At 39.5% G+C, this 25,147-nt stretch carries 24 protein-coding genes; all 24 read right to left on the reverse strand.

What is annotated here, in order from left to right:
- Nucleotides 1-15 precede the first annotated feature (15 nt).
- Nucleotides 16-510, reverse strand: coding sequence for a YajQ family cyclic di-GMP-binding protein (locus CDZ88_RS08515; protein ID WP_100373140.1), 495 nt, complete (start codon nt 508-510; stop codon nt 16-18).
- Between the two features lie 151 nt (nt 511-661).
- The gene (locus CDZ88_RS08520; protein ID WP_100373141.1) at nt 662-1,561 is read right to left on the reverse strand and encodes a helix-turn-helix domain-containing protein; all 900 of its coding nucleotides are present in this window, start codon (nt 1,559-1,561) and stop codon (nt 662-664) included.
- Nucleotides 1,562-1,582: 21 nt separating this feature from the next.
- Complete coding sequence (locus tag CDZ88_RS08525; RefSeq protein WP_100373142.1) at nt 1,583-2,350, reverse strand: DUF3388 domain-containing protein; 768 nt, start codon at nt 2,348-2,350, stop codon at nt 1,583-1,585.
- A gap of 295 nt (nt 2,351-2,645) precedes the next feature.
- Nucleotides 2,646-2,897 carry a DUF3243 domain-containing protein gene (locus CDZ88_RS08530; protein WP_100373143.1) on the reverse strand — a complete coding sequence of 84 codons (252 nt, stop codon included), beginning with the start codon at nt 2,895-2,897 and terminating at the stop codon, nt 2,646-2,648.
- A gap of 73 nt (nt 2,898-2,970) precedes the next feature.
- Nucleotides 2,971-3,696: an elongation factor P 5-aminopentanone reductase gene (gene ymfI / locus CDZ88_RS08535; RefSeq protein ID WP_100373144.1), complete on the reverse strand. Its 726-nt coding sequence runs from the start codon at nt 3,694-3,696 to the stop codon at nt 2,971-2,973.
- Nucleotides 3,697-3,701: 5 nt separating this feature from the next.
- On the reverse strand, nt 3,702-4,994 hold the full coding sequence (yfmH, locus tag CDZ88_RS08540) for an EF-P 5-aminopentanol modification-associated protein YfmH (protein ID WP_100373145.1): 1,293 nt from the start codon (nt 4,992-4,994) through the stop codon (nt 3,702-3,704).
- Nucleotides 4,991-6,274, reverse strand: coding sequence for an EF-P 5-aminopentanol modification-associated protein YfmF (gene yfmF, locus CDZ88_RS08545; protein WP_100373146.1), 1,284 nt, complete (start codon nt 6,272-6,274; stop codon nt 4,991-4,993). Before yfmF ends, yfmH begins: the two co-directional genes overlap by 4 nt.
- A 34-nt stretch (nt 6,275-6,308) precedes the next feature.
- Nucleotides 6,309-7,034, reverse strand: coding sequence for a GntR family transcriptional regulator (locus CDZ88_RS08550; protein ID WP_100373147.1), 726 nt, complete (start codon nt 7,032-7,034; stop codon nt 6,309-6,311).
- A gap of 57 nt (nt 7,035-7,091) precedes the next feature.
- Entirely contained in the window at nt 7,092-9,464 is a 2,373-nt protein-coding gene (locus CDZ88_RS08555; protein ID WP_100373148.1) for an FtsK/SpoIIIE family DNA translocase, read from the reverse strand.
- Between the two features lie 129 nt (nt 9,465-9,593).
- On the reverse strand, nt 9,594-9,815 hold the full coding sequence (locus CDZ88_RS08560; RefSeq protein ID WP_100373149.1) for a YlzJ-like family protein: 222 nt from the start codon (nt 9,813-9,815) through the stop codon (nt 9,594-9,596).
- Nucleotides 9,812-10,543, reverse strand: a complete 732-nt coding sequence (locus CDZ88_RS08565; RefSeq protein ID WP_100373150.1) for a ClpP family protease — start codon at nt 10,541-10,543, stop codon at nt 9,812-9,814. Before CDZ88_RS08565 ends, CDZ88_RS08560 begins: the two co-directional genes overlap by 4 nt.
- A gap of 103 nt (nt 10,544-10,646) precedes the next feature.
- Nucleotides 10,647-12,314 carry a ribonuclease J gene (locus CDZ88_RS08570; protein WP_100373151.1) on the reverse strand — a complete coding sequence of 556 codons (1,668 nt, stop codon included), beginning with the start codon at nt 12,312-12,314 and terminating at the stop codon, nt 10,647-10,649.
- A 352-nt stretch (nt 12,315-12,666) separates the two neighbouring features.
- The gene (dapA, locus tag CDZ88_RS08575; protein WP_100373152.1) at nt 12,667-13,542 is read right to left on the reverse strand and encodes a 4-hydroxy-tetrahydrodipicolinate synthase; all 876 of its coding nucleotides are present in this window, start codon (nt 13,540-13,542) and stop codon (nt 12,667-12,669) included.
- A gap of 38 nt (nt 13,543-13,580) precedes the next feature.
- Complete coding sequence (gene dapG / locus CDZ88_RS08580) at nt 13,581-14,807, reverse strand: aspartate kinase (protein WP_100373153.1); 1,227 nt, start codon at nt 14,805-14,807, stop codon at nt 13,581-13,583.
- Nucleotides 14,808-14,822: 15 nt separating this feature from the next.
- Complete coding sequence (asd, locus tag CDZ88_RS08585) at nt 14,823-15,869, reverse strand: aspartate-semialdehyde dehydrogenase (RefSeq protein ID WP_100373154.1); 1,047 nt, start codon at nt 15,867-15,869, stop codon at nt 14,823-14,825.
- A gap of 147 nt (nt 15,870-16,016) precedes the next feature.
- Entirely contained in the window at nt 16,017-16,610 is a 594-nt protein-coding gene (gene dpaB / locus CDZ88_RS08590) for a dipicolinate synthase subunit B (RefSeq protein ID WP_100373155.1), read from the reverse strand.
- 95 nt (nt 16,611-16,705) lie between these two features.
- Nucleotides 16,706-17,581, reverse strand: a complete 876-nt coding sequence (dpaA, locus tag CDZ88_RS08595) for a dipicolinic acid synthetase subunit A (protein WP_100373156.1) — start codon at nt 17,579-17,581, stop codon at nt 16,706-16,708.
- A gap of 198 nt (nt 17,582-17,779) precedes the next feature.
- Nucleotides 17,780-18,031 (reverse strand): YlmC/YmxH family sporulation protein, encoded by a 252-nt coding sequence (locus CDZ88_RS08600; protein WP_100373157.1) that lies wholly within the window; start codon nt 18,029-18,031, stop codon nt 17,780-17,782.
- Nucleotides 18,032-18,132: 101 nt separating this feature from the next.
- On the reverse strand, nt 18,133-19,374 hold the full coding sequence (locus CDZ88_RS08605) for a M16 family metallopeptidase (RefSeq protein WP_232718610.1): 1,242 nt from the start codon (nt 19,372-19,374) through the stop codon (nt 18,133-18,135).
- A gap of 17 nt (nt 19,375-19,391) precedes the next feature.
- Nucleotides 19,392-20,369 carry a polysaccharide deacetylase family protein gene (locus tag CDZ88_RS08610; protein ID WP_100373158.1) on the reverse strand — a complete coding sequence of 326 codons (978 nt, stop codon included), beginning with the start codon at nt 20,367-20,369 and terminating at the stop codon, nt 19,392-19,394.
- Nucleotides 20,370-20,517: 148 nt separating this feature from the next.
- The gene (pnp, locus tag CDZ88_RS08615; protein WP_100373159.1) at nt 20,518-22,632 is read right to left on the reverse strand and encodes a polyribonucleotide nucleotidyltransferase; all 2,115 of its coding nucleotides are present in this window, start codon (nt 22,630-22,632) and stop codon (nt 20,518-20,520) included.
- Between the two features lie 195 nt (nt 22,633-22,827).
- Nucleotides 22,828-23,097 (reverse strand): 30S ribosomal protein S15, encoded by a 270-nt coding sequence (gene rpsO, locus CDZ88_RS08620; protein WP_100373160.1) that lies wholly within the window; start codon nt 23,095-23,097, stop codon nt 22,828-22,830.
- A 128-nt stretch (nt 23,098-23,225) separates the two neighbouring features.
- Nucleotides 23,226-24,176 (reverse strand): bifunctional riboflavin kinase/FAD synthetase, encoded by a 951-nt coding sequence (locus tag CDZ88_RS08625; RefSeq protein ID WP_100373161.1) that lies wholly within the window; start codon nt 24,174-24,176, stop codon nt 23,226-23,228.
- A 35-nt stretch (nt 24,177-24,211) separates the two neighbouring features.
- The gene (gene truB, locus CDZ88_RS08630) at nt 24,212-25,135 is read right to left on the reverse strand and encodes a tRNA pseudouridine(55) synthase TruB (RefSeq protein ID WP_100373162.1); all 924 of its coding nucleotides are present in this window, start codon (nt 25,133-25,135) and stop codon (nt 24,212-24,214) included.
- Nucleotides 25,136-25,147: the final 12 nt, after the last annotated feature.

Consider the following 25,147-nt stretch of genomic DNA (forward strand, 5'->3'; position numbering starts at 1 on the left):
GTTAATCCTATGTAGTTATCTCATGTTGACATATTGAACAGGAAAGTCAAAATCCTGCTGTTTCATGACTTGAATCACATGTTGAAGATCATCAATACTCTTTGCCGTTACACGTACTTGTTCATTTTGGATTTGTACTTTTACTTTTAATTTTTCATCACGTATGGTTTTCGTAATTTTTTTCGCGCGATCTGCACTTAACCCTTTAATAAGTGTAATGACTTGGCGTACTGTTCCACCTGAAGCAGCTTCAATCTTACCGAAATCCATTGTTTTCTGTGACAAACCACGTTTAATAAATTTAGATTTCAAGATATCAATAACGCTATCGAGTTTATACTCATCATCCGAGATGATCGTTATTTGTGTCTCATCTTTCCGTTCTATTGAACTTTTAGATCCTTTAAAATCATAACGGTTTCCAATTTCTTTCATCGCTTGAACAATCGCATTATCTACCTCTTGACCGTCAATATCAGAAACAATATCAAATGAATGTTCTTTTGCCATTTTCATGTCACTCCATTTCTAGATCTCATTTACAAATAACACTGCTTATTGTACCATATTATGGGCAAATTTGAGAAACAAGTCGGTTCTAGATTTCAGACGATGGACCGAGCAAATTGTAAAAAAAAAAGCGGTCCGTAGACCACTCTTTTTATTGTTCATTTTCGGTTACTTGAACGATATTAACTCTTTGATGAGGGTTGTCAATTGCAAAGTCCACCTCTTCATCATTAATGAACAGTGTTACATTTTGCGAGGCACCGATATTGATTTCTATTTCTTCCTCTTCAGCAAATTGATAAGACAATTCTTCCCCTCCGGCTGGTTGGCCTGAGAAAAACTGATTGCCTAATCCATTTTTAATATCAACATACGAATTTCCGTTGAGTTGGATCACAACATCGAAGCGATCTGACACTAATTCATAGTAAGAAGTATTCCCACTAGTTGATGTAAATGTAAGTTCACTTGCAGGTGGCGTCTCTTCCTCCTCAGGTACTTCCTCTTCGTCGACGATTCCTTCTTCTTCAGAGCCTTCTTCATCGACCGGTTCGCTATCTTCTTCCACAGGTTCATTCGGCTCGACAACATCTTCAGAAAAGTCCGCATCAACATTCTCTTCATTGTCTGGAGGAATTGCTGCATCGCGCTCTCCGCCAATACTTTGTGTAATTAACCAAATAACGACGGCAAAGATGACCAAGAACGCTAAGGCTGCCATTGCTGGCACGAAAGCCGATTTAGATTTTTTGGTCGGACGAACAGGTGATTTTGTACGCTCAGAGCGAGATGGTAAGTCTACTGCTTCTTTTTGAGGGTTTGGAAGTTCACTACGATATTGGTCAAATAACACTTCCGAATCTAACCCTACTGCCTCGGCATACGTCTTAACAAATGCTCTAGCATAAAAAAGACCAGGAAGGGTATCAAAACGCCCTTCCTCAATTGCTTGTAAATAACGCTTTTGGATCTTTGTTGTTCTCTGCAAGTCTTCAAGAGATAATCCTTTTTGTTCTCTTGTTTCCTTCAAATGTTGACCTAATTCTGACACAACTAACACCTACCTACAACTTTAACTAATATCAAATGAAGAGAAACCAGACTCCATCACTTCATAGGAGATTGTCTCTTTCTCATTGTTCCTTAATTCAATGATGCAATCAAAATCTTCTAATTCATATTCTGTTTCACGCACAAAGATATCTGGATGCTCGACTACTTTCACCGCAGGCAATCGCATAATATCTCGTACTAATGTACGATGTCTCTCTGTCGAACGCATGGTTGAGACAATTCCATCGATAATAAAAATGTGATCCTCACTTAATTCATCATCTGCAAGTTGATTGCGAACGGTTTGTCTAAGTAATGTTGAGGAAATGAACGACCATCTTTTGTTGGCACAAACACTAGCCGCTACAATCGATTCCGTCTTCCCCACTCGAGGCATCCCGCGTATCCCAACTAAATAGTGGCCATCACGCTTATATAATTCGGCCATAAAATCGACGAGCAAACCAAGCTCCGTCCGAATAAAACGAAAGGTCTTACGATCATCTGCATCTCGTTCAATATATCGTCCGTGGCGAATCGCTAAGCGATCACGTAATCGAGGCTCTCGGAATTTTCTAACCGTAATGCTCTCGATCGTGTCTAAAATCGCACGAAACCTAGCTATAGGATCCTCACTAGCACTACGTATTAACATCCCACGACGCATATCATCGACACCGTTTATTGTCACAATGTTTATTTTTAACATACCAAGTAAAGAAGAGATATCTCCTAGTAATCCAGGACGATTGTTATGAATTTGATACTCTAAATACCATTCCTTCATAATGTATACCGTCACCTTTCTATTGTAGGATATGCAACTTATAGGTAACTTTTAAGGTGAAATATTGACAAATTCATCTAATATTCTCTACTTCTTAATGATAATGGATTTTACTTGCAAATGAAAGCACTTTGTCTAGTTAAATGCCAAAATGTCGAAAAAGATACTTGAAGCACTTAGTTTACTACAAAAATGTTCATGCTCCTACCGTTTTTATTTAGATTTAGTCCTAAAGCTATAATAAGTGGAACACCTAAAAAAGAACGCCGCACGTATGTGCGACGTTCTCTTACTTTTAGCCATCGTTATGAACTAGTTTAACCATCATATTTGCAATAGCATGTTGTTCTGCTTCATCTGCTACTTTCCATAGCTCTGCTAGAACACGCTCTTGCTCATTTTTAGGCTCTACTTGTTGTGCTAGATATTCGCCTACTTGATAAGCCACATCCGATACAACATTTTGATTCATGCCCTCATGTTGAGCTTGATCAAGACGATCGCCTAAAAAGTCTTTCCAATGATCCCAGTTGTCGAGTACAGACATACTAGCCCCTCCTTGAAGAAAATGTATTACATCCTTATTTTCTCAAGCAAAGCGGTTTTTTATGCAGAGAAACTTAACAATTCCACGCACCATTTATAGAGAGAATTTGACCGTTTATATAATTTGATTTCTCAGAAGCTAAAAAAGCAACAGCATGTGCGATATCTTCTGGTGTCCCAAAGACGCCAGCAGGTATTTCATCGCATAGGTCATTTAAGTCAACTTGTGAGTAGCTTTTCATCATATCCGTTAAAATCGCACCAGGTGCCACCGCATTAACTTGGATGTTACTTATTGCTACTTCTTTAGCTAGGCTCTTAATAAAGCTGTTTAAGCCACCTTTGGCAGCAGAATAAGCCACCTCACATGCTCCTCCAGTCACACCCCAAATAGAAGAAATGGCTATCACTTTCCCCTTTTTTTCACGAATCATATGTGGTAAAAGCTTGCGTGTTATCTTGATTGGATTTGCGACATACAAATTCATCATTTGATCAAGTTCATGATCCGTTAAGTCTGTGAACAATTGGGAAAGGCTCATTCCACCACAGTGAATGACGATATCAACAGGTGCAAATACTTGCTGTAATAATTGTGAGGCCCCCTCCCGCATACTAAGATCTGCTTGTACATAGTGAACATCATCTGCCCCTTGTTTAAGACAATCCTTCCCAACAGCAAGTACCGCTTCTTCATTTGTATAATAATGCAAAAATAGAGCGCACCCAGGTGAGGCTAGCTCTTTTGCAATCGCTGCACCAATCCCTCGTGACGCTCCAGTGATTAAAATTCTTTTCATTTTCTTTACTCCGTCTCTTCTGCTCGGACTTGACAGACTGTAAAGCGATCGAAGTCAAAATGTTCATTTAACACATTTTTAAGATGATCCGCTGTGATTGTTTCAAGTACTGGCACCACATCAAATAAATTCATCTTGTTGAATTCGTAACGTGTAAATTGATTGGCAATATACTCAGGTGAATTAAGCGAGCGTAAAAATGAACCGATCTTCTTTTTTACCGCACGACGGACCATTTGTTCATCTAAATCAGACTGCTTAAACGTAGTCACCATTTCTTTAATGGCATCAGCAAGTTCGTCTGGCTTATTCGTATCGCCACCCAATATCGTAAACCCAAAACCTTCTTCAGCTGAGTAATCAAATGAGAAGGAATCGTCAATCAATCCGTCTTCATGTAGCTTTTGATAATTGGATGAGCTTTGACCAAACATGAGATCGAGCAATATATTCATTGATAATTCTCGCTTTAATAATTCTTCGCCTTGCCTTGTTGGATTGGATTCTTTAAACCCAACTAAACACTTCGGTGTATGAACAGGCATACGAATCACATTTTTTTCAGTCGCTACCTTCATTGGCTCTTCATCAAAGAATCGTTCAATGTCTTTAGGTTTTGAAAATGACTTTTTCTCTTGGTTTTCACGTACTTGCTGCATCATTTCTTCTGGATTAACAGGGCCAATAATAAATAACAACATGTTATTTGGATGATAAAACGTTTCGTAACATGTATAGAGCAAATCTTTTGTCACGTTTGAAATCGATTCAATTGTGCCAGCAATATCAAGTTTAACAGGGTGATGAACAAACATATTTTCAATTACACCAAAATAAGCTCTCCAGTCCGGATTGTCATCATACATCGTAATTTCTTGACCAATGATTCCTTTTTCCTTCTCTACGCTTTCTTCTGTGAAGTATGGATGTTGTACAAAATTCATGAGTGTTTCAAGGTTCTGTTCGACATTCGATGTACTTGAAAACAAGTAGGCTGTGCGTGTAAAGCTAGTAAAAGCATTTGCTGATGCCCCTTGTTTACTAAAATCCTGAAAAACATCCCCATTTTCATCTTCGAACATTTTATGTTCTAAGAAGTGCGCAATTCCATCCGGGACATGAAGAGGATCTTTTCCTCCTAAAGGCGTAAACTTATTATCAATTGATCCGTATTTGGTTGTAAATGTGGCATACGTTTTATTAAAGCCTTCTTTTGGCAAAATATAAACATCTAACCCATTATCAAGTTTTTCATGATAAAGCGTTTCATCTAGCTGTTTAAAAGTGAGGGGCTTCATTTTGAGTCCTCCTTTCCTGTTAGGAAGTAAATAGTATCGAGTTGTACTTTATTCGCCGCTTTCACTACATCCTCTTTTGTAGTATGATCAATCTCTTTCAGTAGCTCATCTAACGAACGTGTTTGACCACTCACAATTTGATGATAAGCAAGTTCAACATACCCTCTTGCAACATCAGACGTTTCGAGTAATTGATTTTTCAACATCGCTTTTGTTTGATTAAGTTCTGCCTCTGTGAAATCACCAGTACGCATCGCTTCATGTTGCTCTTTAATGATTGTCACAGCCCGTTCGTATTTAGAGAATTCAATACCTGACATCACCATCATGATTCCTTTATGGCTTTCATAACGCGAAGCCGCATAATAGGCAAGACTTTCTTTTTCACGAACATTTATAAATAACTTCGAATGAGAGAATCCTCCAAACAATCCGTTAAATAATTGCATCGCGATATAATCGGGACTATTGTACGTCGTATATGTACGATAACCAATATGTAGCTTCCCTTGTTTAACATCTTGTTCATCTGTTACGATATTCTCATTTTTTACGTCGGGACTTTCACTGCTTGCTGGCACTTGTTCTTTAGGGTTGCGGCTATCAAAAGTGAAATGTGTTTTTATTTGTTCAATTGCTTCTTGCTCGTCAATATCACCGACAACATACAGGTCCATGCGATCTGTATCTAGGAGTTCTTTGTAATAAGAATACAGCGACTCGGCTGTAATCGCTTCCACTTCACCTTCAGTTCCGAATGCTGTTAAGCCAAACGGTTCGTCTTTACACATTTCTTCAGTAATACGAACATTCGCAAAGCGCATTTTATCATCGTAGACCGATTGAATCCGTTGTTTTAATGAACGTTTCTCACTCTCAACTATAGTCGACGCAAATGCCTCACCTTCTGTTAGCGGATTAAGGAGAACCTCTGCAAGTAATTTCATACCTTCTTCAAAAATCGGTGTTTGGTCTGTTAAAAATTTTTCATTAGCCACATCTAACCGAATCGTTATGACATGCTGTTCTCCCTTTTTCTGCACGTCAGAGGATAGCATTGCGCCGTATAATTCATCAAGACGTCCTCTCACTTCTTTTCGTGAAGGAGATGTCACCGTGCCATTTTGAAGAATATGAGGAAGCAAGGCGCGCATGGCGACTGTCTCTCTATGAAGTGGCGCTTTCATCATGAGCATTAATGTATTGGTTTTATAGCGGTCTGTTTTAATGGTATGGACATTTAGACCGTGACAATCTACTGTGTTTTCAGCTAGTTGCATTGCAATCATCTCCTTTTTACCATTCATCGTTAGTTTATGCCTTTACTCGCTTTCTTACTACGTGGAACTTAAATTTATCCGCTCTAAAATAATTAAGAGAATAAAGTAATGGTCGTTCACTTTGATCATAATGTGTTTGTTTTAAAAGTAACAATGACGTACCTGGGTCACAGTGAAGCGTCTCTGACACTCGCTCATGGTAGCCAATCGGCTCAATATATGTAATGGCATATGTAATAGAGTGCCCGAGTTCTTCTAAGTAATTAAAAATTGATTTCGTTTCATGAATAGAGTGATTTTTAAGCAACTCATTGGGCACTCTATCAAGGCAATAGACAAGAGGCACCTCATCTGCTGTACGAACACGTTCAATTTCCATCACTTCTGTTAATTCTTCATCATTAAACCGACGTCGGTCTTCATCTGTTGCTTCACTAACAGCCGACGACAAAAAGATTGTCCCAGGTTTCATGTTAGCTTGTTTAATCATATCCGTCACACTGTAAAGTTCTTCAATTCCAGCCAAGAAAAGAGGTTTTGTATGTACAAATGTTCCAACCCCGTGACGCCTAACCACAACCCCTTCTTCTTCAAGTAGACGAAGAGCTTCCCGCAACGTTGCACGAGAAATTCCTAGCTGTTTGGACAATTCAAATTCAGAAGGGAGCTTTTCTCCTTCTTCATAGACTTGGTTTTCGATATCTTCTTTAATCCGGTCAATTACTTGTAAATACAACGGACGATGATCTGCTTTAATCAAAGTCTCCACCCCTTTAAGCCTTATTCTCTCTCTTTTAACCATTTTTTAGAACTATTTTCATGAAGATGATATGTTTTGATCCGTTTGTTCTTGTTTTGAGACAAGGACCTCTCTCGGTTTACTACCTTCGTATGGACCAACAATTCCTCTTAATTCCATTTCATCGATGAGTCTTGCAGCTCGTGTATACCCTACTCGGAAGCGTCGTTGGAGCATCGAAACAGATGCCGTTTCCATCTCTGTAACAAGTTCGACAGCAGCATCATACAACTCATCTTCCACTTTCTCTTTTACTTCCGGTGCATCTGTTGGTGTCATTTCTTCTTGGTATTGTGCTTTTTGTTGAGAGATGACAAAAGCTACAATCTCTTCAACTTCGCTATCAGATAAAAAGGCACCTTGAATCCTTGTTGGCTTCGTAGCTCCCGTTGGTAAATATAGCATATCTCCGCGACCGAGTAGCTTTTCAGCCCCACCAGAATCAAGAATTGTTCTAGAATCAGTTTGCGAAGAGACACCAAAAGCAATCCGAGATGGGATGTTCGCTTTAATCACTCCAGTAATTACGTCAACAGACGGTCGTTGAGTTGCAATAATCATATGAATTCCTGCAGCACGTGCCATTTGAGCAAGCCTTGCAATAGAGTCCTCTACATCACCAGAGGCAACCATCATTAAATCAGCTAATTCATCAACAATCACAATAATATAGGGTAATGTTGGTTGCTTGGCATCTGATGTTACATTTTGTTTGCGTACGGAATTGTTATAGCCTTCAATATTTCTTGTTCCTGTATGCGAGAACAATTCGTAACGACGTTCCATCTCTGATACTACTTTTTTCAAGGCTTGGGATGCTTTTTTCGCCTCTGTCACTACAGGAGTTAACAAGTGTGGAATCCCATTGTACATATTCAATTCAACCATTTTAGGGTCAATCATCATTAACTTTACTTCGTGTGGCTTTGCTTTCATCAGAATACTTACAATAATTCCATTAATACAAACACTTTTTCCACTTCCAGTCGCACCTGCTACAAGTAAATGTGGCATCTTATTCAGTGGTGCTAATACTGGTTCTCCTGAAATATCTCTTCCTAAACCAACTGATAGCACATTCTCATCGTTTTTCGACTTCTCAGAGTCTAATACCTCTCTCAACGTCACAATCGCCACTTCTTGGTTCGGCACCTCAATTCCAATAGCTGATTTACCTGGAATCGGCGCTTCCATTCTAATATCTTTTGCAGCTAGCGCTAGTGCAAGGTCATCCGCTAAATTAACAATTTTGCTCACCTTTACACCAACACTAGGATTTACTTCATATTTAGTCACAGCAGGCCCTAAATGGACTTTTGAAACTCTAGCCTTCACTCCAAAACTCTCAAGTGTTTGCTCAAGCTTTCTAGCATTTGAAGTTAATTGACGCTTCTCATTATATTGACTCGGGTTATTCGGAAGCTGCAACATCTCGAGGTCTGGTAGCTTGTACAATTCATTCGCTTCATCAGCCGTAATGAGTGGAATTGGCACCTCGTCTGGTTGATGGTCTTCGTCTTGATGCTTGATTTCTTTCTTTTTCTCTACTGAATCTTCAGTAGATTTTTGATCGGTAAGAGGTTTCTCTTTGCTTTTTTCCGAATATGCTTTTTGCGTAAAGTCAACAATTTCTGGCTCGGCCATCACATCAGGTTCAATAACGTCCTCGTCTTCATCACCTTTAAGATCCTGTTGTGATTTTCGTTGTTTTTTCCGCTCTTCATATGCCGCTTTTTCATCGGTTATTTTTTGTTTCGTTCTCTCTTTCATCTCTTTCATTTCATCAAGTAGTGAGAGCAACGTATCTGCAATAAAAACATACACTCCTTTAAACAATCGTCCCACAAGCTCAGATAACGAGCGTCCTGTAAGTAAAATCATTCCTACTACAAAAAGAATAAAACATAAAAAATATGTACCAGCTTCAGCAAATAAGAAATGACTAATCGCAAACGCAATAGAACCGACCATTCCTCCACCTAAGTCGGTTGGAGGGACTTCCCCTCTCATTTCCATCCAAAATAAATTCCAAGTGTTTCGAATGACCGACTGATCTTGAAACCCTTCTCGGTTATTTAAGTGATGAAACAAACCGACATGACTAAATAATGTGAGAGATAATACCATTACATAAAATCCAGCCATCCTTCTTGACCAGAAATGGGGCATTTTTCGTTTGATCATAATATATAATGCTGTTACTAGTAACCCTCCTGCTAATATGACAAACCATTGTCCTAAGAAGAAACGGAACAGTCTTACAAACGCTTCACCGACTGATCCCAATCTTGCCATGGTTACGACGGCAATGACTAGTAACCCGAGACCAATTAACTCGTACGTTAATTGAGATTTCCACTCGGTTTTTTTCTTCTTTTTACGCCTTGCCATTCGTTTTCACCTCATTTTACAACATCTATAACTATTCAAATCACATAGAGAAGAAGCAGCCAAAATTGGCTGCTTCGACCATGCTTGGATGAATTTAATTATAGCATAAGATAGAACTGGTCTACATAGCTAAAATTGAGGTTTTGCTTGAATAATCGTACCTGGAGTATAGTTTGGATTTAAGTAACTCATTGAATTGCCACTCATTAACCGAACGACTTTATACTCACTGGCGTTTATTTGTTCTACAATTAATTGACCATCTGCACAGTTAACGACTTGTTGAGTAGCATAGGCATGTTCATCAGGTGGAAAGATCTGTTCATGTGGCATCATCGTATACAAGATCATTGCACCATGTCTCCTTTCGTTTCTTTCGGTTTATTTTCATCCATTAACTCATTTAGTTTCTTTAAAGCAACGCCAATGCCACCTACTTCATCAATCAACCCGTATTGCACTGCGTCAGTACCTACCACATTAGTACCAATATCTCGAGTTAAGTTCCCTTTTGAGAGCATCAATTCTTTAAATTTCTCTTCCGAAATTCTAGATTGTTGTGTAACAAAACTGATGACTCTTTCTTGCATTTTGTCTAAGTATTCAAATGTTTGTGGAACTCCAATGACTAAACCTGTTAAACGGATTGGGTGAATGGTCATTGTCGCTGTCTTGGCAATAAAAGAGTAGTTCGCTGCGACGGCGATCGGAACTCCAATCGAGTGCCCTCCGCCAAGAACAAGAGTGACCGTCGGTTTTGACATGGATGCGACCATCTCAGAAATAGCAAGACCCGCTTCTACATCTCCTCCTACTGTGTTTAAGATCAAAAGTAATCCTTCCATTTTTGGGTTTTGCTCGACCGCTACGAGTTGCGGAATAATATGTTCGTATTTAGTGGTTTTATTTTGAGGAGGCAATTGCATATGACCCTCTATTTGACCAATAATGGTCATACAATGAATGTTTGATGCCTCCATTGTTGGAACGTTTGTTTGACCTAATTCTTGAATCTTATCAAGTATTCCCGAACCCTTTTGATCTTTTTGCGGAGCTTGCGGCTGTTCATTCATATCCATCCATAACGTCCTCCTTCAATGTTGTATGCAGATAGTATGAACGCCACAAGTAAAATTCATGCGAAAAAAAGACATGCCAGATTCGACATGTCTTCTTGTTTTCTTATACTTCCATAATAATTGGTAAAATCATTGGTCTACGTTTCGTTTTTTCAAATAAGAAACGGCTTAACCCTTCACGGACGTTACTCTTCAATGATGACCACTCATTTACGTTCTCTGTCACACACTTCTTCAAAATAGTGCTTACTAATTCGTTTGAATCATCGAGTAATTTCTCAGATTCACGAACATAAACAAAACCTCTAGAAATAATATTTGGTCCAGAAACAATCTCACCTGTTTTTTTGTTTAAAGTCACAACAACAACTAAGATTCCATCTTTTGATAGAAGACGGCGATCACGTAGAACGATGTTACCGACATCACCAACACCTAATCCATCGATTAGTACATTACCTGCCGGAACTTTTCCACCTTTTCTAGCCTGTCCTTTTGTAAATTCAATCACTTCACCTTTATCAACTAGATAAATGTTTTCTTGCTTGATTCCCACATCAATCGCAAGCCCTTGATGTGCATGTTGCATACGGAACTCCCCATGAATTGGTAAGAAATATTTAGGTTTCATTAAATTCAACATGAGTTTTAACTCTTCTTGGCTACCGTGTCCCGATGCATGAACTTTCGATTGACCATATACGACATCTGCTCCAATACGGTGCAATTTATCAATAATGGCTGAAACCGATTTTTCATTACCTGGAATCGCCGAAGCTGCGATCATGACGGTATCTTGCTCTGTAATCGTAATTTGGCGATGAGCTCCTTTAGCCATTCTAGTTAAAGCACTCATTGGTTCGCCTTGACTTCCTGTTGTTACTATAACTAATTGATGATCCTTGTATTTACTCACTTCATCAATCTCAATGACAAGATTGTCTGGCATTTTTAAGTAACCGAGTTTTGAAGCTATCGTAATGACACGAATCATACTTTTCCCAACAATTGCAAGCTTACGATTTGCTTTGACTGCTGCATGAATCACTTGTTGGATCCGGTGCACATTCGAAGCAAAAGTTGTTACAATAATTCGGTTTGTTGACTGTTCGAACACTTCGGCAATCCCTTGTCCAACTTCTGTTTCTGACTTAGTCGTTCCAGGACGTTCAGCATTCGTACTATCTGATAGTAAGCACAGAACGCCTTTTTGACCAATTGCCGCCATCTTTCCGATTTCTGCTTGTTTCCCATCAACAGGCGTTTGGTCAAACTTAAAATCTCCCGTATGAACAACCGCACCTTGAGATGTTTCAACGCATACTCCTACTGAATCTGGAATACTGTGATTAACGCGGAAAAACGATACATCTGTTGAGCCAACTTTAATTCTTGAGTTGGAATCAATTAGTTGTAAGTTCGTTTGGCGTAAAATACCCGCCTCTTTCAACTTCTCTTCAACTAAGCCAAGGGTTAGTTTTGTTCCATAAACAGGTACATTGATCTTCTTTAAAACGTATCTTAGACCACCAATGTGATCTTCGTGACCATGCGTGAGAATAATCCCTCTTACTCGGTCCTTTTGTTCAACTAAATACGATACATCCGGAATAACAATATCGATTCCTAACATATCATCATCTGGAAACATTAGTCCTGAATCAACGATAATAATATCGTCATCTACTTCAATTCCGTACATATTTTTGCCGATTTCTCCGACTCCACCTAAGGCAAAAACACGTACTTTTTCTGTCTGTTGCTTTGACACTTGGCGTTCCTCCTAAATAATAAAAAAATTTAACATCTATGCAAAAGAAATAGTTCCCCATCACTCAATTAAGTGAAACTGGCCCTTTTCTAATACGCGTTAATTGTTGAAAATTGTTCTTTTCATACTTACACTTTATTTAACGTTGAACCGTTCGCTCCCATTGGTAACACTGGCTCTGATTAAAGAATCTATAACGCACTCAAACGTTACGACCCACAACCCGTTCGAATCACTTGCAAATAGTATACCTTATTCATGAATTGAAACACAAGACTGAACTTCCTTTACTACCAAAATCATGCAACCATTTGCACCTTTTTTTCTTCTGCTCACGAAAAAAGTCTAACCCCTAAAGGTTAGACTCATTCATAGTTACAAGGACGTTCCTTTGCTCTTCTTTCGTTAAAGGAACAAGTGGCATGCGTACTCCGCCGACATCTAGACCAACTACTTGCATCGCGTATTTCACACATGTTGGATTTGGTGCATAAAACATAGCTTTCATCAGTGGGAGCAATGAGCGATGAATGTTCGCGGCATCTTCTACATTACCTTTTAAAAATGCTTGGATCATTTGTTGCATTCTTTCACCTGCTACATGCGAAACGACTGATACAACACCGTTTGCGCCAATTGATAACGCAGGTAAGGTAAGGGAATCATCCCCACTATATACAAAAAAGTCTGAACTCGTTGCTTCGATAATCACAGCCATTTGTTCAAGGTCTCCACTTGCTTCCTTAACCGCTGTGATATTATCAATTTTTGCTAACTGAATCGTCGTTTCCGCAGACATATTAACAGATGTTCTACCAGGAACATTATAAAGCATCACAGGTAAACGCGTCTCATTTGCAATGGCTTTAAAGTGATCATAAAGTCCTTGTTGTGATGGCTTATTATAATAAGGTGTGACGAGCATAATCCCGTCGACACCCACCTGTTCAGCTTTCTTTGTGAGACGAATTGACCCCGCGGTATCATTACTCCCTGTCCCGGCAATAACCGCTGCTCGCTTATTGACGTGCGTGACTGCACATTGAAACAAGGCAACTTTCTCTTCTTCTGTAAGTGTCGGAGATTCGCCCGTCGTCCCGGCAATAACAAGCGCATCTGTCCCTTTGGCTAGTAAATAATCAATCAATTTTCTCGTTCGATCAAAATCGATATTTCCTTTTGAATCATACGGTGTAACCATTGCTGTCCATACATGGCCAAAATCCATATTTCCCAACTCCTTACACGAGCAATTATTGCTGACTCCTAAACGGATTTATTCCCAACTTCTTCTAAATGGAACATGTAATGGAGTGCATTTACAGCCTTTTTCATATCTTCCTCTTTTACAAGGATCCAAATCGTTGTATGAGAGTCGGCAGATTGCAAAATTTGAATGTTTTCACGCGAAAGTGCGCCAACAATTTTAGCTGTAACTCCCGGCACACCACTCATTCCTGCACCTACAGCTGACACTTTGGCGCAGTGGCGTTGTACTTCGGGTTCATAGCCCATTTCATTTAAAACAGCTATGGCTCGATCAGCGACTTCATCAGAAATCGTGTAAACAACGCCTCTAGGGTTAATATTAATAAAATCAACGCTAATCTTTTCATTTGCCATGGCTTTGAATACTTTTTCTTGTAAATCAAACTGTCCATCTTTGGCAAAGACTTTTATTTGAGTGATGTTTGCTAAATGCGCAATTCCTGTAATGGTACGATCTTGAACATCTTGCGCTGCTTTTTCCGAGAGCATGGAAGTCACGAGTGTACCTCGGCTCGATGAATGAGTAGATCGAATATGAAGAGGGATTTTTGCTTGCATCGCAATCTCAACCGCTCGCGGATGGATGACTTTGGCCCCTTGATAGGCCATATTGCAAATCTCATTATACGTCATTGTATCTAGTGCACGAGCATCTGATACAATGCGTGGGTCGGCCGTCATAACACCTTCTACATCTGTGAAAATATCGACCCATTCTGCCCCAACAGCCGCACCTAAAGCCGTAGCAGATGTATCACTACCCCCACGACCTAGCGTCGTAATTTCGCCTGTTTTCGATTGACCTTGGAAGCCTGCCACGACAACTACATCTTGATTCGTCAGTGTTTTTTTCAAATGGTCTGAACGCATCTCTAAAATTTTTGCACTTGTGAAATCATCATTTGTTCTAAATCCAGCTTGCGCCCCTGTAAGTGCTGAAGCCTGTAGACCTAGTTCATTTAATAACTCTGTAAACACAACGGAAGAAATAATCTCTCCACAAGACACTAATAAATCTTGCTCGCGTTTGGAGATATGATTATGATTTACTAATTGAAGCAATGTATCAGTTGCATAAGGCTCACCTTTACGACCCATAGCTGAGACGACTACAATGACTTTATAGCCATCTTGCACAGATTTCAATACGTGCTTTGCTGCTTTTTTTCGGACCTCTTCATCTCTTACTGATGTTCCACCAAATTTTTGTACTATGATCTTCATAAGGCACCTACTCTTTTACGATAGAAGTTGTAATTTAACAAGGCTTTCAGCAATTTGAACAGAGTTCCAAGCGGCGCCTTTTAATAAGTTATCTGAAACAATCCACATGTGGTATCCATTATCACGATCTAGATCACGACGAAGTCTACCAACAAATACATCCTCTTTGCCCACGCAATTAGCTGCCATAGGATATAATTGCGATGCTGGATCATCTTGTAATGTAATGCCTGGTGCACTGTGTAATAGTTCTTTTAGTTCTGGTACAGTTGCTCCTGATTTTTCTGTTTCAATATAAACAGATTCAGAATGGCCCGTCTCAATTGGTAGTCGTACGCATGTTGCAGCTACCTCTAAACGATCCATGTTCATAATTTTCTTCGTCTCGTTTATCATTTTCATCTCTTCAAATGTATACCCATTCTCTTGGAATAGATCAATTTGAGGGATGGCATTAAATGCAATTTGGTAGTGCTTTTTATCGCCACCAACTGGTAAGATCTCAGGTGTAAACTCTTCATTATTTAAAATCGCTTTTGTTTGATCCTTCATTTCTTCAATTGCATCAAGACCCGCTCCTGATACTGCTTGGTACGTTGACACAACAACCTTTGTTAGGCCGTATTGTTTGCGGATCGGTTCTAATGCTACAACCATTTGAATCGTTGAGCAGTTTGGATTGGCAATAATTCCTTTATGGTTACGTAATTCTTCTTCATTTACTTCTGGCACAACAAGAGGGACATCTGGATCCATTCTATAGGCACTTGTGTTATCAACTACTATCGCACCGCGCTTAACAGCTTCAGGCGCTAACGCTTTTGAAACAGATCCTCCTGCACTAAATAATGCAACTTGAACACCCTCAAATGATTCAGGTGTTGCTTCTTGGACTGTATACGTTTTTCCTTTAAAAGTAATTTCTTTACCTGCTGAACGCTTAGAACTAAGCAATGTTAGTTGCCCAATTGGAAAGTTGCGTTCCTCTAATGTTTTTAGCATTTGTTGTCCGACGGCACCTGTTGCTCCTACAACAGCTACATGGTAGTTTGGTGTTGTCATTTCTAGTTCCCCTTCCGCGTTCATGAGTTTAGTAGACATTTTCTTGTGACGATTGAAATGATTATAGCATACTCCATTCCTCTAATCGCCAAGTTCCTCTATTAAACTTTAAGGGAAATCTCTCAATTGTGCAACTTCGTCAAATCGCTAATCTTTGTATTTTTCAACAAGAACGGGCTGATATTGCTTTCCAGCTATGGCAGACTCTACTGTATCCACTAATGCTCCCATTCTAGCCACAAGCGAGTTTGGTTTTTTTACTGGGTCGTCTTGACCAAATGGGATAAAGTAAATATTCTTTGTGGACATGAGTCGCATAATATTCACTCCATTTAATCCTAGAGCATCATTCGTTGAAATACCAAGAACAACTGGATTTCCATTTCTTAGTGTTGCTTTGGCTCCCATTAACACTGGGGAGTCAGTTAGAGCATTGGCGAATTTGCTCGTTGAATTGCCTGTAATTGGTGCGACCACCATGCAGTCTAGTGGGGTCTTTGGGCCAAATGGTTCTGCTTTAACGATTGAGTTGACGATAGGCTCTGGAGTGATCTCTTGAATTTTTCTTAGCCAATCCGCACTCTCACCAAACTTTGTGTCTGTTGATTCTACAGTGTAGGTAAGAAATGGCGTTACTTTAGCACCAAGGTCGACTAGTTTCTTCATCTCTGGCAGCACAGCATCGTACGTACAATGGGAACCGGTTAAACCAAAACCAATATGTTTACCTTTAAATGACATGTTAGTACCTCCTTAATCTATGTGAAAAGAACTATGCTTCGTCATAAAAAATCAAGCCTAGCTTTAATCACATATAAGTGAAAATATCCTTCTATTTATTCTGCTTGAAGCAACTCTGCTAATACATTAGCAAGAATTCGCCCTGCTGTTTTTGGAGCAACGATCCCTGGAAGACCAGGTGCTAATAAAGCGCGCATTCCGCGTTTTTCCGCATAACGAAAGTCGGTTCCACCTGGTTTGGAGGCAAGGTCGATGACCAAAGCATTGATCGGCATTTCAGCGAGTACCTTTGCTGTAAGAATCCGATCTGGAACGGTATTAATGCAGATATCTATCAACTTCATTTCGTCACTTAGATTCGCTGTATGAAAGGGTGTGAGACCCATTTCCATAATCCTAGCTAGTTGATGCGACTCATTGGCTCCTACTTTTACGTGAGCTCCTAAAGAAGCAAACGTTCTCGCCACTGACATTCCAACTCTTCCGAACCCTAAAACAGCTACATTTGCACTATGAATAGTGATATCTGTATGTTGAATCGCCATCATAATGGTTCCTTCTGTTGTTGGTATCGAGTTATAGATGGCAATATCATCTCGTTCCATCAACTTCACTAACCGACGCTTCGCTTTTTTCACACAAGAATCTAATGCAGCATTACTGATGCCGGAATAAATTGTGCAGTGTTCTGGTGTTTGACTTACTTCTTTTGCGGTCAATTTAATTTTCTCATTCGAAAAAACGGTATCTATTTCACTCTCACTATTTAATCCATTAACTGGCAATAAGATAGCATCAACACTTTTCCAATCAATCTCATCTATTGACTGTTTTGATGCCCCTATATAGCCGTCATCTAGATGATCAAAGCCGACTAATGCAAGCTTTGCATCTAATGCCGATAGCTTTCGGATGATTTCTAGTTGCCTAGCGTCCCCTCCGATGACGACGATCACTTTCCCCGTTAACATCCCGGCCATACCCCTTTCCTGCTTATCTCACCATTTCCCCTCGCACTTAAACGTATCTACCTACATAAGAGGGTGTAACTCTAACAGTTTCGATTCACGATAGCATATGTATTGAATGAATAATGGGTGAATCAATCACAGCCTAATCATAAGTCTTCTATGATCGAACAAAAAAAGACACATCGCACAGGCGATATGTCATTCATAACGATAATCATCTTCCATATCAATAATAATCATATCCTGGCCAATTTTTTTGATTTGCCCCCAATGAACCGTCACTTCTTTTTCTTTTTTACCAAACCCAAACCATTTCATCGTGGGAATGATAAAGGCTTCGATTTCGCCCGTTTGTTCGTTAATTAAAAGGTCTGTTTGTCCGAGAATACCCATTCGTTCCCCTTTTTGATAATCAATGATTTCTTTATTGCTAATTTCACTTAAGCGCATATTCTCACCCTCCGTTCTAAAAGCATAGAATTCAGCCTTATGTGTAATCCTTATGTGAAATTACAAAGAAAAAGACCAGCCATCCTCGGCTGGTCTTCTACTTATTTCTTTAAAGCTTCTGGAAGCTCTCCAGTTGAGCTAATCATCGAAATCGCAGGATCTAATGTTAAAATCGTACTCGCTAAACGATTGACATCATCTAAAGCCACTTTATTAATTTCAGTGAGAATATCATCTAGACTACGATGTCTCTTTAACATTAATTCATTCTTCCCGTTTCTACTCATACGAGAATTAGTACTCTCTAGGCTTAGCATTAAGCTACCCTTTAATTGTTCTTTTCCGTTTTTAAGTTCTTTTTCATTCATTCCTTCTTTTGCCAAGCGCTTTGTCGTGTTCTGTAACGCAAGGACAAGCTCATCAAGTTGTTCATGAGCGGTCCCCGCATACAATGTCAGCATTCCACTGTCTTGATAAGAAGAATGATATGAGAAGACTGAATAGCATAAACCACGTTTCTCACGGATTTCTTGGAACAGTCTACTGCTCATGCTTCCACCTAATAAGTTATTTAGTAGGATCAATGAGTACATATCTTCATTTCCAATTTCAAGACCAGGATAAGCCAAACATAAGTGAGCTTGCTCCGTTTCTTTTTTTCGAGTAATCGTATTCGTTAAGAACTTAGGAGCCGTTGCTTCGTAATGATAAGTCGTTGGCTTCACTTCTTTAAAAATATCTTTAAGTGAATCAATGACCTCATCAGTAATATTCCCCGCAACAGAAATTACGACATGGTCCCCTGTATAATAGCGATCCATATAAGAACGAAGCGCATCTTCATCAAATGTTTTTAGTGTATCAATCGTTCCTAAAATAGGATACCCTAAAGAATGTTTGCCGTAAGCCGCCTCACTAAGTAAGTCATGAACAATATCATCTGGTGTATCATCAACCATTTTGAGTTCTTCAACGACTACGTTTCTTTCTTTGGCTAACTCTCCTGCTTCGAACTCAGAGTTAAAAAACATATCTGAGAGAACGTCAACTGCGATAGGAGCATGTTCATCGAGCACTTTTGCATAGTAACAAGTGTATTCTTTTGAAGTAAAAGCATTCACTTGGCCGCCAATACAATCAAATGCTTCTGCTATATCAGCTGCGCTACGTTTTTTTGTTCCTTTAAAAAACATGTGCTCAAGAAAATGAGAAATACCGTTTTCTTGTTCTTGTTCGTACCTTGAACCCGTCCCAATCCACACACCGATTGACACCGATCGCACGGTTGGAATTGTTTCTGCCATAATACGAACACCATTATCTAATTCAATTTTTTGTATCAAATTATATCCCCCTATTATCAGTCATCTAGGGTTACACCAACATGAGGTCTAGATTCAGACATTACTTCTGAAACAGTACCAAGCTCATACCCTCTTGCTTGGATGCCTCTAATCATGTCTTCAAGTCCAATTGCTGTCGGTTCTGTTGGATGCATAAGAACCATCGCACCTGAATGCATCTTTTCTAACACTCGATTCACCATTTCATCTGGTGCTGGCTTGCGCCAATCTACAGTATCTACGGACCATAAGATCGTCATCATTCCATGCTCTCGTGCTTGATCAACAACGGTTTGAGAAAAGCTTCCACTTGGTGGGGCAAACCACTTTGGTGTAACATCTAAGGTTGCTAGTATGACATCATTTGTTTTTTTAAATTCTTCATTCATTCTTTCCAAAGTTAGTGATTTCATATCAGGATGTGAATAGGCATGGTTTCCAATTTCATGACCTTGCTCTAAAATCATCGTCGCCATCGTTGGATTTTTCTTCACCCAAGAGCCATCCAAAAAAAACGTTGATTTCACTCCAAGTTCATCCATTACTTTAAGCATATCAGGAATGTATTCGTTCCCCCATGCGACATTTACAAGTAAACTAACCATAGGCTTTTTTTCATTACCTTTATAGATTGGAGATGGTGGAAGTTCTTCAAGATGAACAGTAGGCTTTACTTCTTTAAATACTAATCGTTCTTCACTAAAGGTCTCTAACTTCTTCATCTTATCATAGGAAGCATCTACGTCAACTGTGATCCCGTTATAACCAGGGACCGCTTTCCACACAGGGTCCAGTCGAGCATCAATTGCTAGCTCTTCATACCCGTCTTTTTTTGCAATAATCTCTTCATACAATGGATCTTGTAGTTTCATGACCATCTGAGAGTCTTGCTTTAATTCATTTATGTATTGCAACGAGAAGGGATTTTGCACCGCCCCGAATGTGATCACTAATAAAGCACCAAATAAAAAGATAAAGGATGCACCTTTTTTCATCAAAATCAATCCTCCTTCTAAGACAATACGTATGCTAAAGAAGGACAGGGTAGAACTAGTGATCACTTAAGGGGAGTGCAAGAGATGTTACTCGATAGGTTTTTATTGTAAAAAAAGAGACAAGATTAGTAAACTTGTCTCTTTCCTCTTATTTACCTGCTTGTTCTTGTTTTTCTTTTTCTTCTTTTAGGATGACTTTACGTGATAAATTCACGCGTCCTTGATTATCAATCTCCGTTACACGAACTAAGATTTCATCACCAATCGCCACAACGTCTTCCACTTTGTTAACACGTTCTTCAGCTAGTTGAGAGATATGAACAAGTCCATCTTTCCCTTTGAACAATTCAACAAAGGCACCGAACTTCTCGACTCTCTTCACTTTGCCTAAAAACGTTTGTCCAACTTCAACTTCACGAATAATGTCTTCAATAATCTTACGAGCTTGTTCGTTCATCTTGCTATCGACAGAAGAAATATAGACCGTACCATCTTGCTCAATATCAATCTTTACTCCAGTTTCTTCAATGATCTTATTGATCATCTTTCCGCTCGGTCCAATAACGTCACGAATCTTATCAGGGTTCACATGCATCGTCATAATCTTAGGTGCATACGTAGATAACTCGCTACGAGATTCACTAATTGCAGAAAGCATGTTATCAAGAATAACCATACGGCCACGCTTCGCTTGAGCAAGTGCTTCTTCTAGAACTTCACGGCTAATACCTGAGATTTTAATGTCCATTTGAAGAGCTGTTACACCATCTCGTGTCCCTGCCACTTTAAAGTCCATATCACCTAAAGCATCTTCCATTCCTTGAATATCCGTTAGTACAGATAAGTGATCTCCTTGCTTAACAAGACCCATCGCAATACCAGCTACTGGTGCTTTAATTGGCACACCCGCATCCATCATCGCTAATGTGCTTGCACAGATACTCGCTTGTGATGTAGAACCATTTGATTCTAAGACTTCTGATACAAGACGAATCGTGTATGGGAAATCATTTTCACTCGGAAGAATTGGTTCAAGCGCCCGCTCACCTAGAGCTCCATGTCCAATTTCACGACGACCTGGGCCACGAATTGGACCAGTTTCACCAACACTAAATTGCGGGAAGTTATAGTGATGCATGAAGCGTTTTGATTCTTCAATCCCTAATCCATCAAGAATCTGAACATCACCAAGAGCTCCCAACGTACAAATGCTAAGGGCTTGAGTTTGTCCACGTGTGAATAAACCTGAACCATGTGTACGTGATAGCATATTTACTTGGGAAGCTAGAGGACGAATTTCATCAATGCCGCGTCCGTCTGGGCGGATCTTCTCGACTGTGATTAATCGACGTACTTCTTCTTTGACTACTTTTTGAAGTACTTCACGAGCATCACCTACATGATCAGGATCTTCTTGCTCATACTTTTCAACAATTGGTTTAATGACTGCATCAATTGCTGCTTGACGCTCATGTTTCTCTTGAACTTGTACAGCTTTTTTAAGATCTGTTTCCGCCAAGTTGCGAACTGCTGCTTCAATGTCTGCATCGACTTGCTTCAGCTGAATTTCTTTCTTCTCTTTACCAACTGCTGCAACAATTTCTTCTTGGAAAGCGACTAAACGTTTAATTTCGTCATGACCGTACATAATTGCTTCAAGCATCATTTCTTCAGAAACTTCTTTCGCTCCTGCTTCAACCATGTTGATCGCATCTTTTGTACCTGCAACGATTAAATCAATATCACTCGCTTCTAACTGGTCAGGTGTCGGGTTAATGATGAACTCGCCATCATTACGACCAACTGTTACACCTGCAATTGGACCATCAAATGGAATATCTGAGATAGAAAGAGCAACAGAAGAACCAATCATGGCAGCCATTTCGGATGAACAGTTTTGATCACTACTCATAACAATGCTAATGACTTGAACTTCGTTACGGAATCCGTCGGGGAATAGTGGGCGGATTGGACGATCAATCAAACGACTTGTTAAAACCGCTCTTTCACTTGGACGTCCTTCACGTTTGATAAAGCCACCTGGAATTTTACCTGCAGCATATAAACGCTCTTCATAGTTTACTGTTAATGGAAAGAAAGGTAAGTTTTTAGGCTCTTTTGACGCAGTTACAGTAGATAATACCGCTGAATCACCATATCTAACAAGTACAGCCCCATTTGCTTGTTTTGCTAATTGACCAGTTTCAATAATTAATTCACGACCGGCCCATTCTGTTTTAAAAATCTGTTGTTCTTGTTCCATTACGCGTACTCCTCTCGTACACAAAATTATTCATTCTTTTCTTATTATTGCCTATCTATGTGAAAAATAAAAGAGTCAATCATAACACTCTTTTGCACGTAGTCATTATGTACATCTTCAACATGAGAAGCAGGGAGTGTTTTCCATCACCTTTAGATGAAGAAAAAAGCGGGAATTCTCCCGCTTTCAACATGCTTATCGACGTAAACCTAGCTTGTCAACAAGGTCACGGTAACGTACAACGTTTTTGTTACGTAGGTACGTTAATAAGTTACGACGTTGACCTACCATTTTAAGAAGCCCACGACGTGAGTGGTGATCCTTCTTATGAGTACGTAAGTGCCCGTTTAGTGTGTTGATTTGCTCAGTAAGGATAGCTACCTGAACCTCTGGAGAACCAGTGTCAGTGTCATGAGTTTTGAACTCAGCAATTAGCTCGTTCTTGCGCTCTTGTGTTAATGCCATCCTGTTCACCTCCTTTAGAATATATCCTATCTCCTAGCAAGCGTCGGTGAGTCGCTCTGCCAAGAAACGGATGTGTACTTGAAGTACAACCTTAACTATACAATGTTCATGCTCAGATTGCAAGGTTGCTATTTGCTTTTTTCAGCGAAATAAGCGAATGCGACTTGTTTGTCTGCATGGATTTGTTTAATCAATTCATCTTTACTAGAAAATTTTTGTTCAGGGCGTATCGTCTGTTCAAAGTATACGGTCACCTCTTGACCGTATAGATCTCCATCAAAGTCAAAGATATGTACTTCAATTGTTGGGATATCTGGTCTCAATTCATTAAATGTCGGCTTATAGCCTACATTGCAGACTCCTTTGTAAGAAGCATTATCTGTCTCAAATCTTACAGCGTACACCCCTGTCTTCAGAAGTTTTGCTCGATCAGTTGGTTCGACATTTGCGGTCGGAAATCCAATCGTTCGTCCCCTTTTGTCCCCATCTACGACTTTCCCAAAAATCGCATAATGCTCACCAAGGTAAGCAGGAATCGTTGACACCTCTCCCGTTTCAAGAAGCTCTCTAATTTTTGTTGAACTTATTTTGACATCGCCTTGTTCAACCTTTTGAACCGTTGTTTGTTCAAATTCACCTCTTGAATGAAACATTAATGTTTCCATCGTTCCCTTACCTAAAGCACCGTATGTAAAGTCAAATCCTGCAACAACATGAACCGCCCCTAAAGCGATAATATACTGATCGACATACTGCTGAGGGGTTAACGTGGCAAATTCTTTAGTAAAGTTTACAACATACAATACGTCCACATTAAGTTCTGCAATTTTCTTCTCTTTTTGTGGAAGGGGTGTAATATAGCGCATCGGTTCTGCATTCTTTCTTAAAACTTCCTTCGGATGAGGGTCAAAGGTCATAACAGCGACTTGAACACCAAGCTCTGCTGCTTTTTTAATTGCCTGATTAATTACTTCTTGATGACCAAGATGAACACCGTCAAAATAACCAAGTGCAAGCACAGTCGGTCGTATTTTTAAAGTATTTGCTTCAATTGGGTGATGCAAGTAGATAGTATCCATCATGGCTCCCCTTTTTCTGCTTAACGGAATATTGTTTAATTATCAGTCCAGAGCATTTTTTCTGGTTTAATTAGCCCTGTTTTTGTTGGATGCTTTTGATAAATTGCCAAGCATTCTCCTAGTTCATTATAAACGGTAAAGCGAGATTGATCTAATCCTTTTTCTTCTGGCAACACCGATCCGTACTTAATCAATTGCTCTGTCTCGTCATTTACGATTAACTTAGGTAAATGAAAAATCGCCTCATCTAAAGGGCGTAGTACATCCATACGCTCTTCAACAGTTTCCATGGCTTCTAATGCATCAAGTGTGATACAAACATCTTGTGTAAACGGACCTGAAGCCGTACGGATAAGATGAGACATATGAGCGGGAAAGCCAAGCGTTTTACCTAAATCAACGGCAAGCGTCCTTACATAAGTTCCTTTTGAACATACCACTCGAAATGAAAAAGAGCAGGTTTTCTCACTCTCGTTAAATTCTAGCGCACTTACTCGTTCTAACTGATGAATAATCACATTACGCATGGGTCTTTCAACTTCTTGATTGGCACGTGCGTATTCGTAAAGCCTTTTCCCATTCACTCTCACTGCCGAATACATAGGGGGAATTTGTTCAATTTCACCTAAGAATGAGGTCAACACACCATCAATTTCCTCTGTTGTCCAAGAAGACTCTACTTCTTTTCGTTCAACGATTTCTCCACTTCGATCTTCTGTCGTTGTTGAAAATCCAATCGTCACTTCTCCAACATACGTCTTAGAATAATCCGACATATACTGAGCTACTTTTGTCGCTTTCCCAATACAAATCGGTAATACTCCAATAACATCTGGATCTAATGTGCCTGTATGACCTACTTTTTTTGTTTTAAATAATTTACGGATTCTCATGACACAGTCATGAGACGTCATACCTGCTGGCTTTAATAGTGGTAAAATCCCTTCAAGTTGACTCATTTTCTACACCTC

Origin of the sequence: Bacillus sp. FJAT-45037, from assembly GCF_002797325.1 — a bacterium.
In the GTDB taxonomy this organism is placed as follows: Bacteria; Bacillota; Bacilli; order Bacillales; family Bacillaceae_D; genus Alkalihalophilus.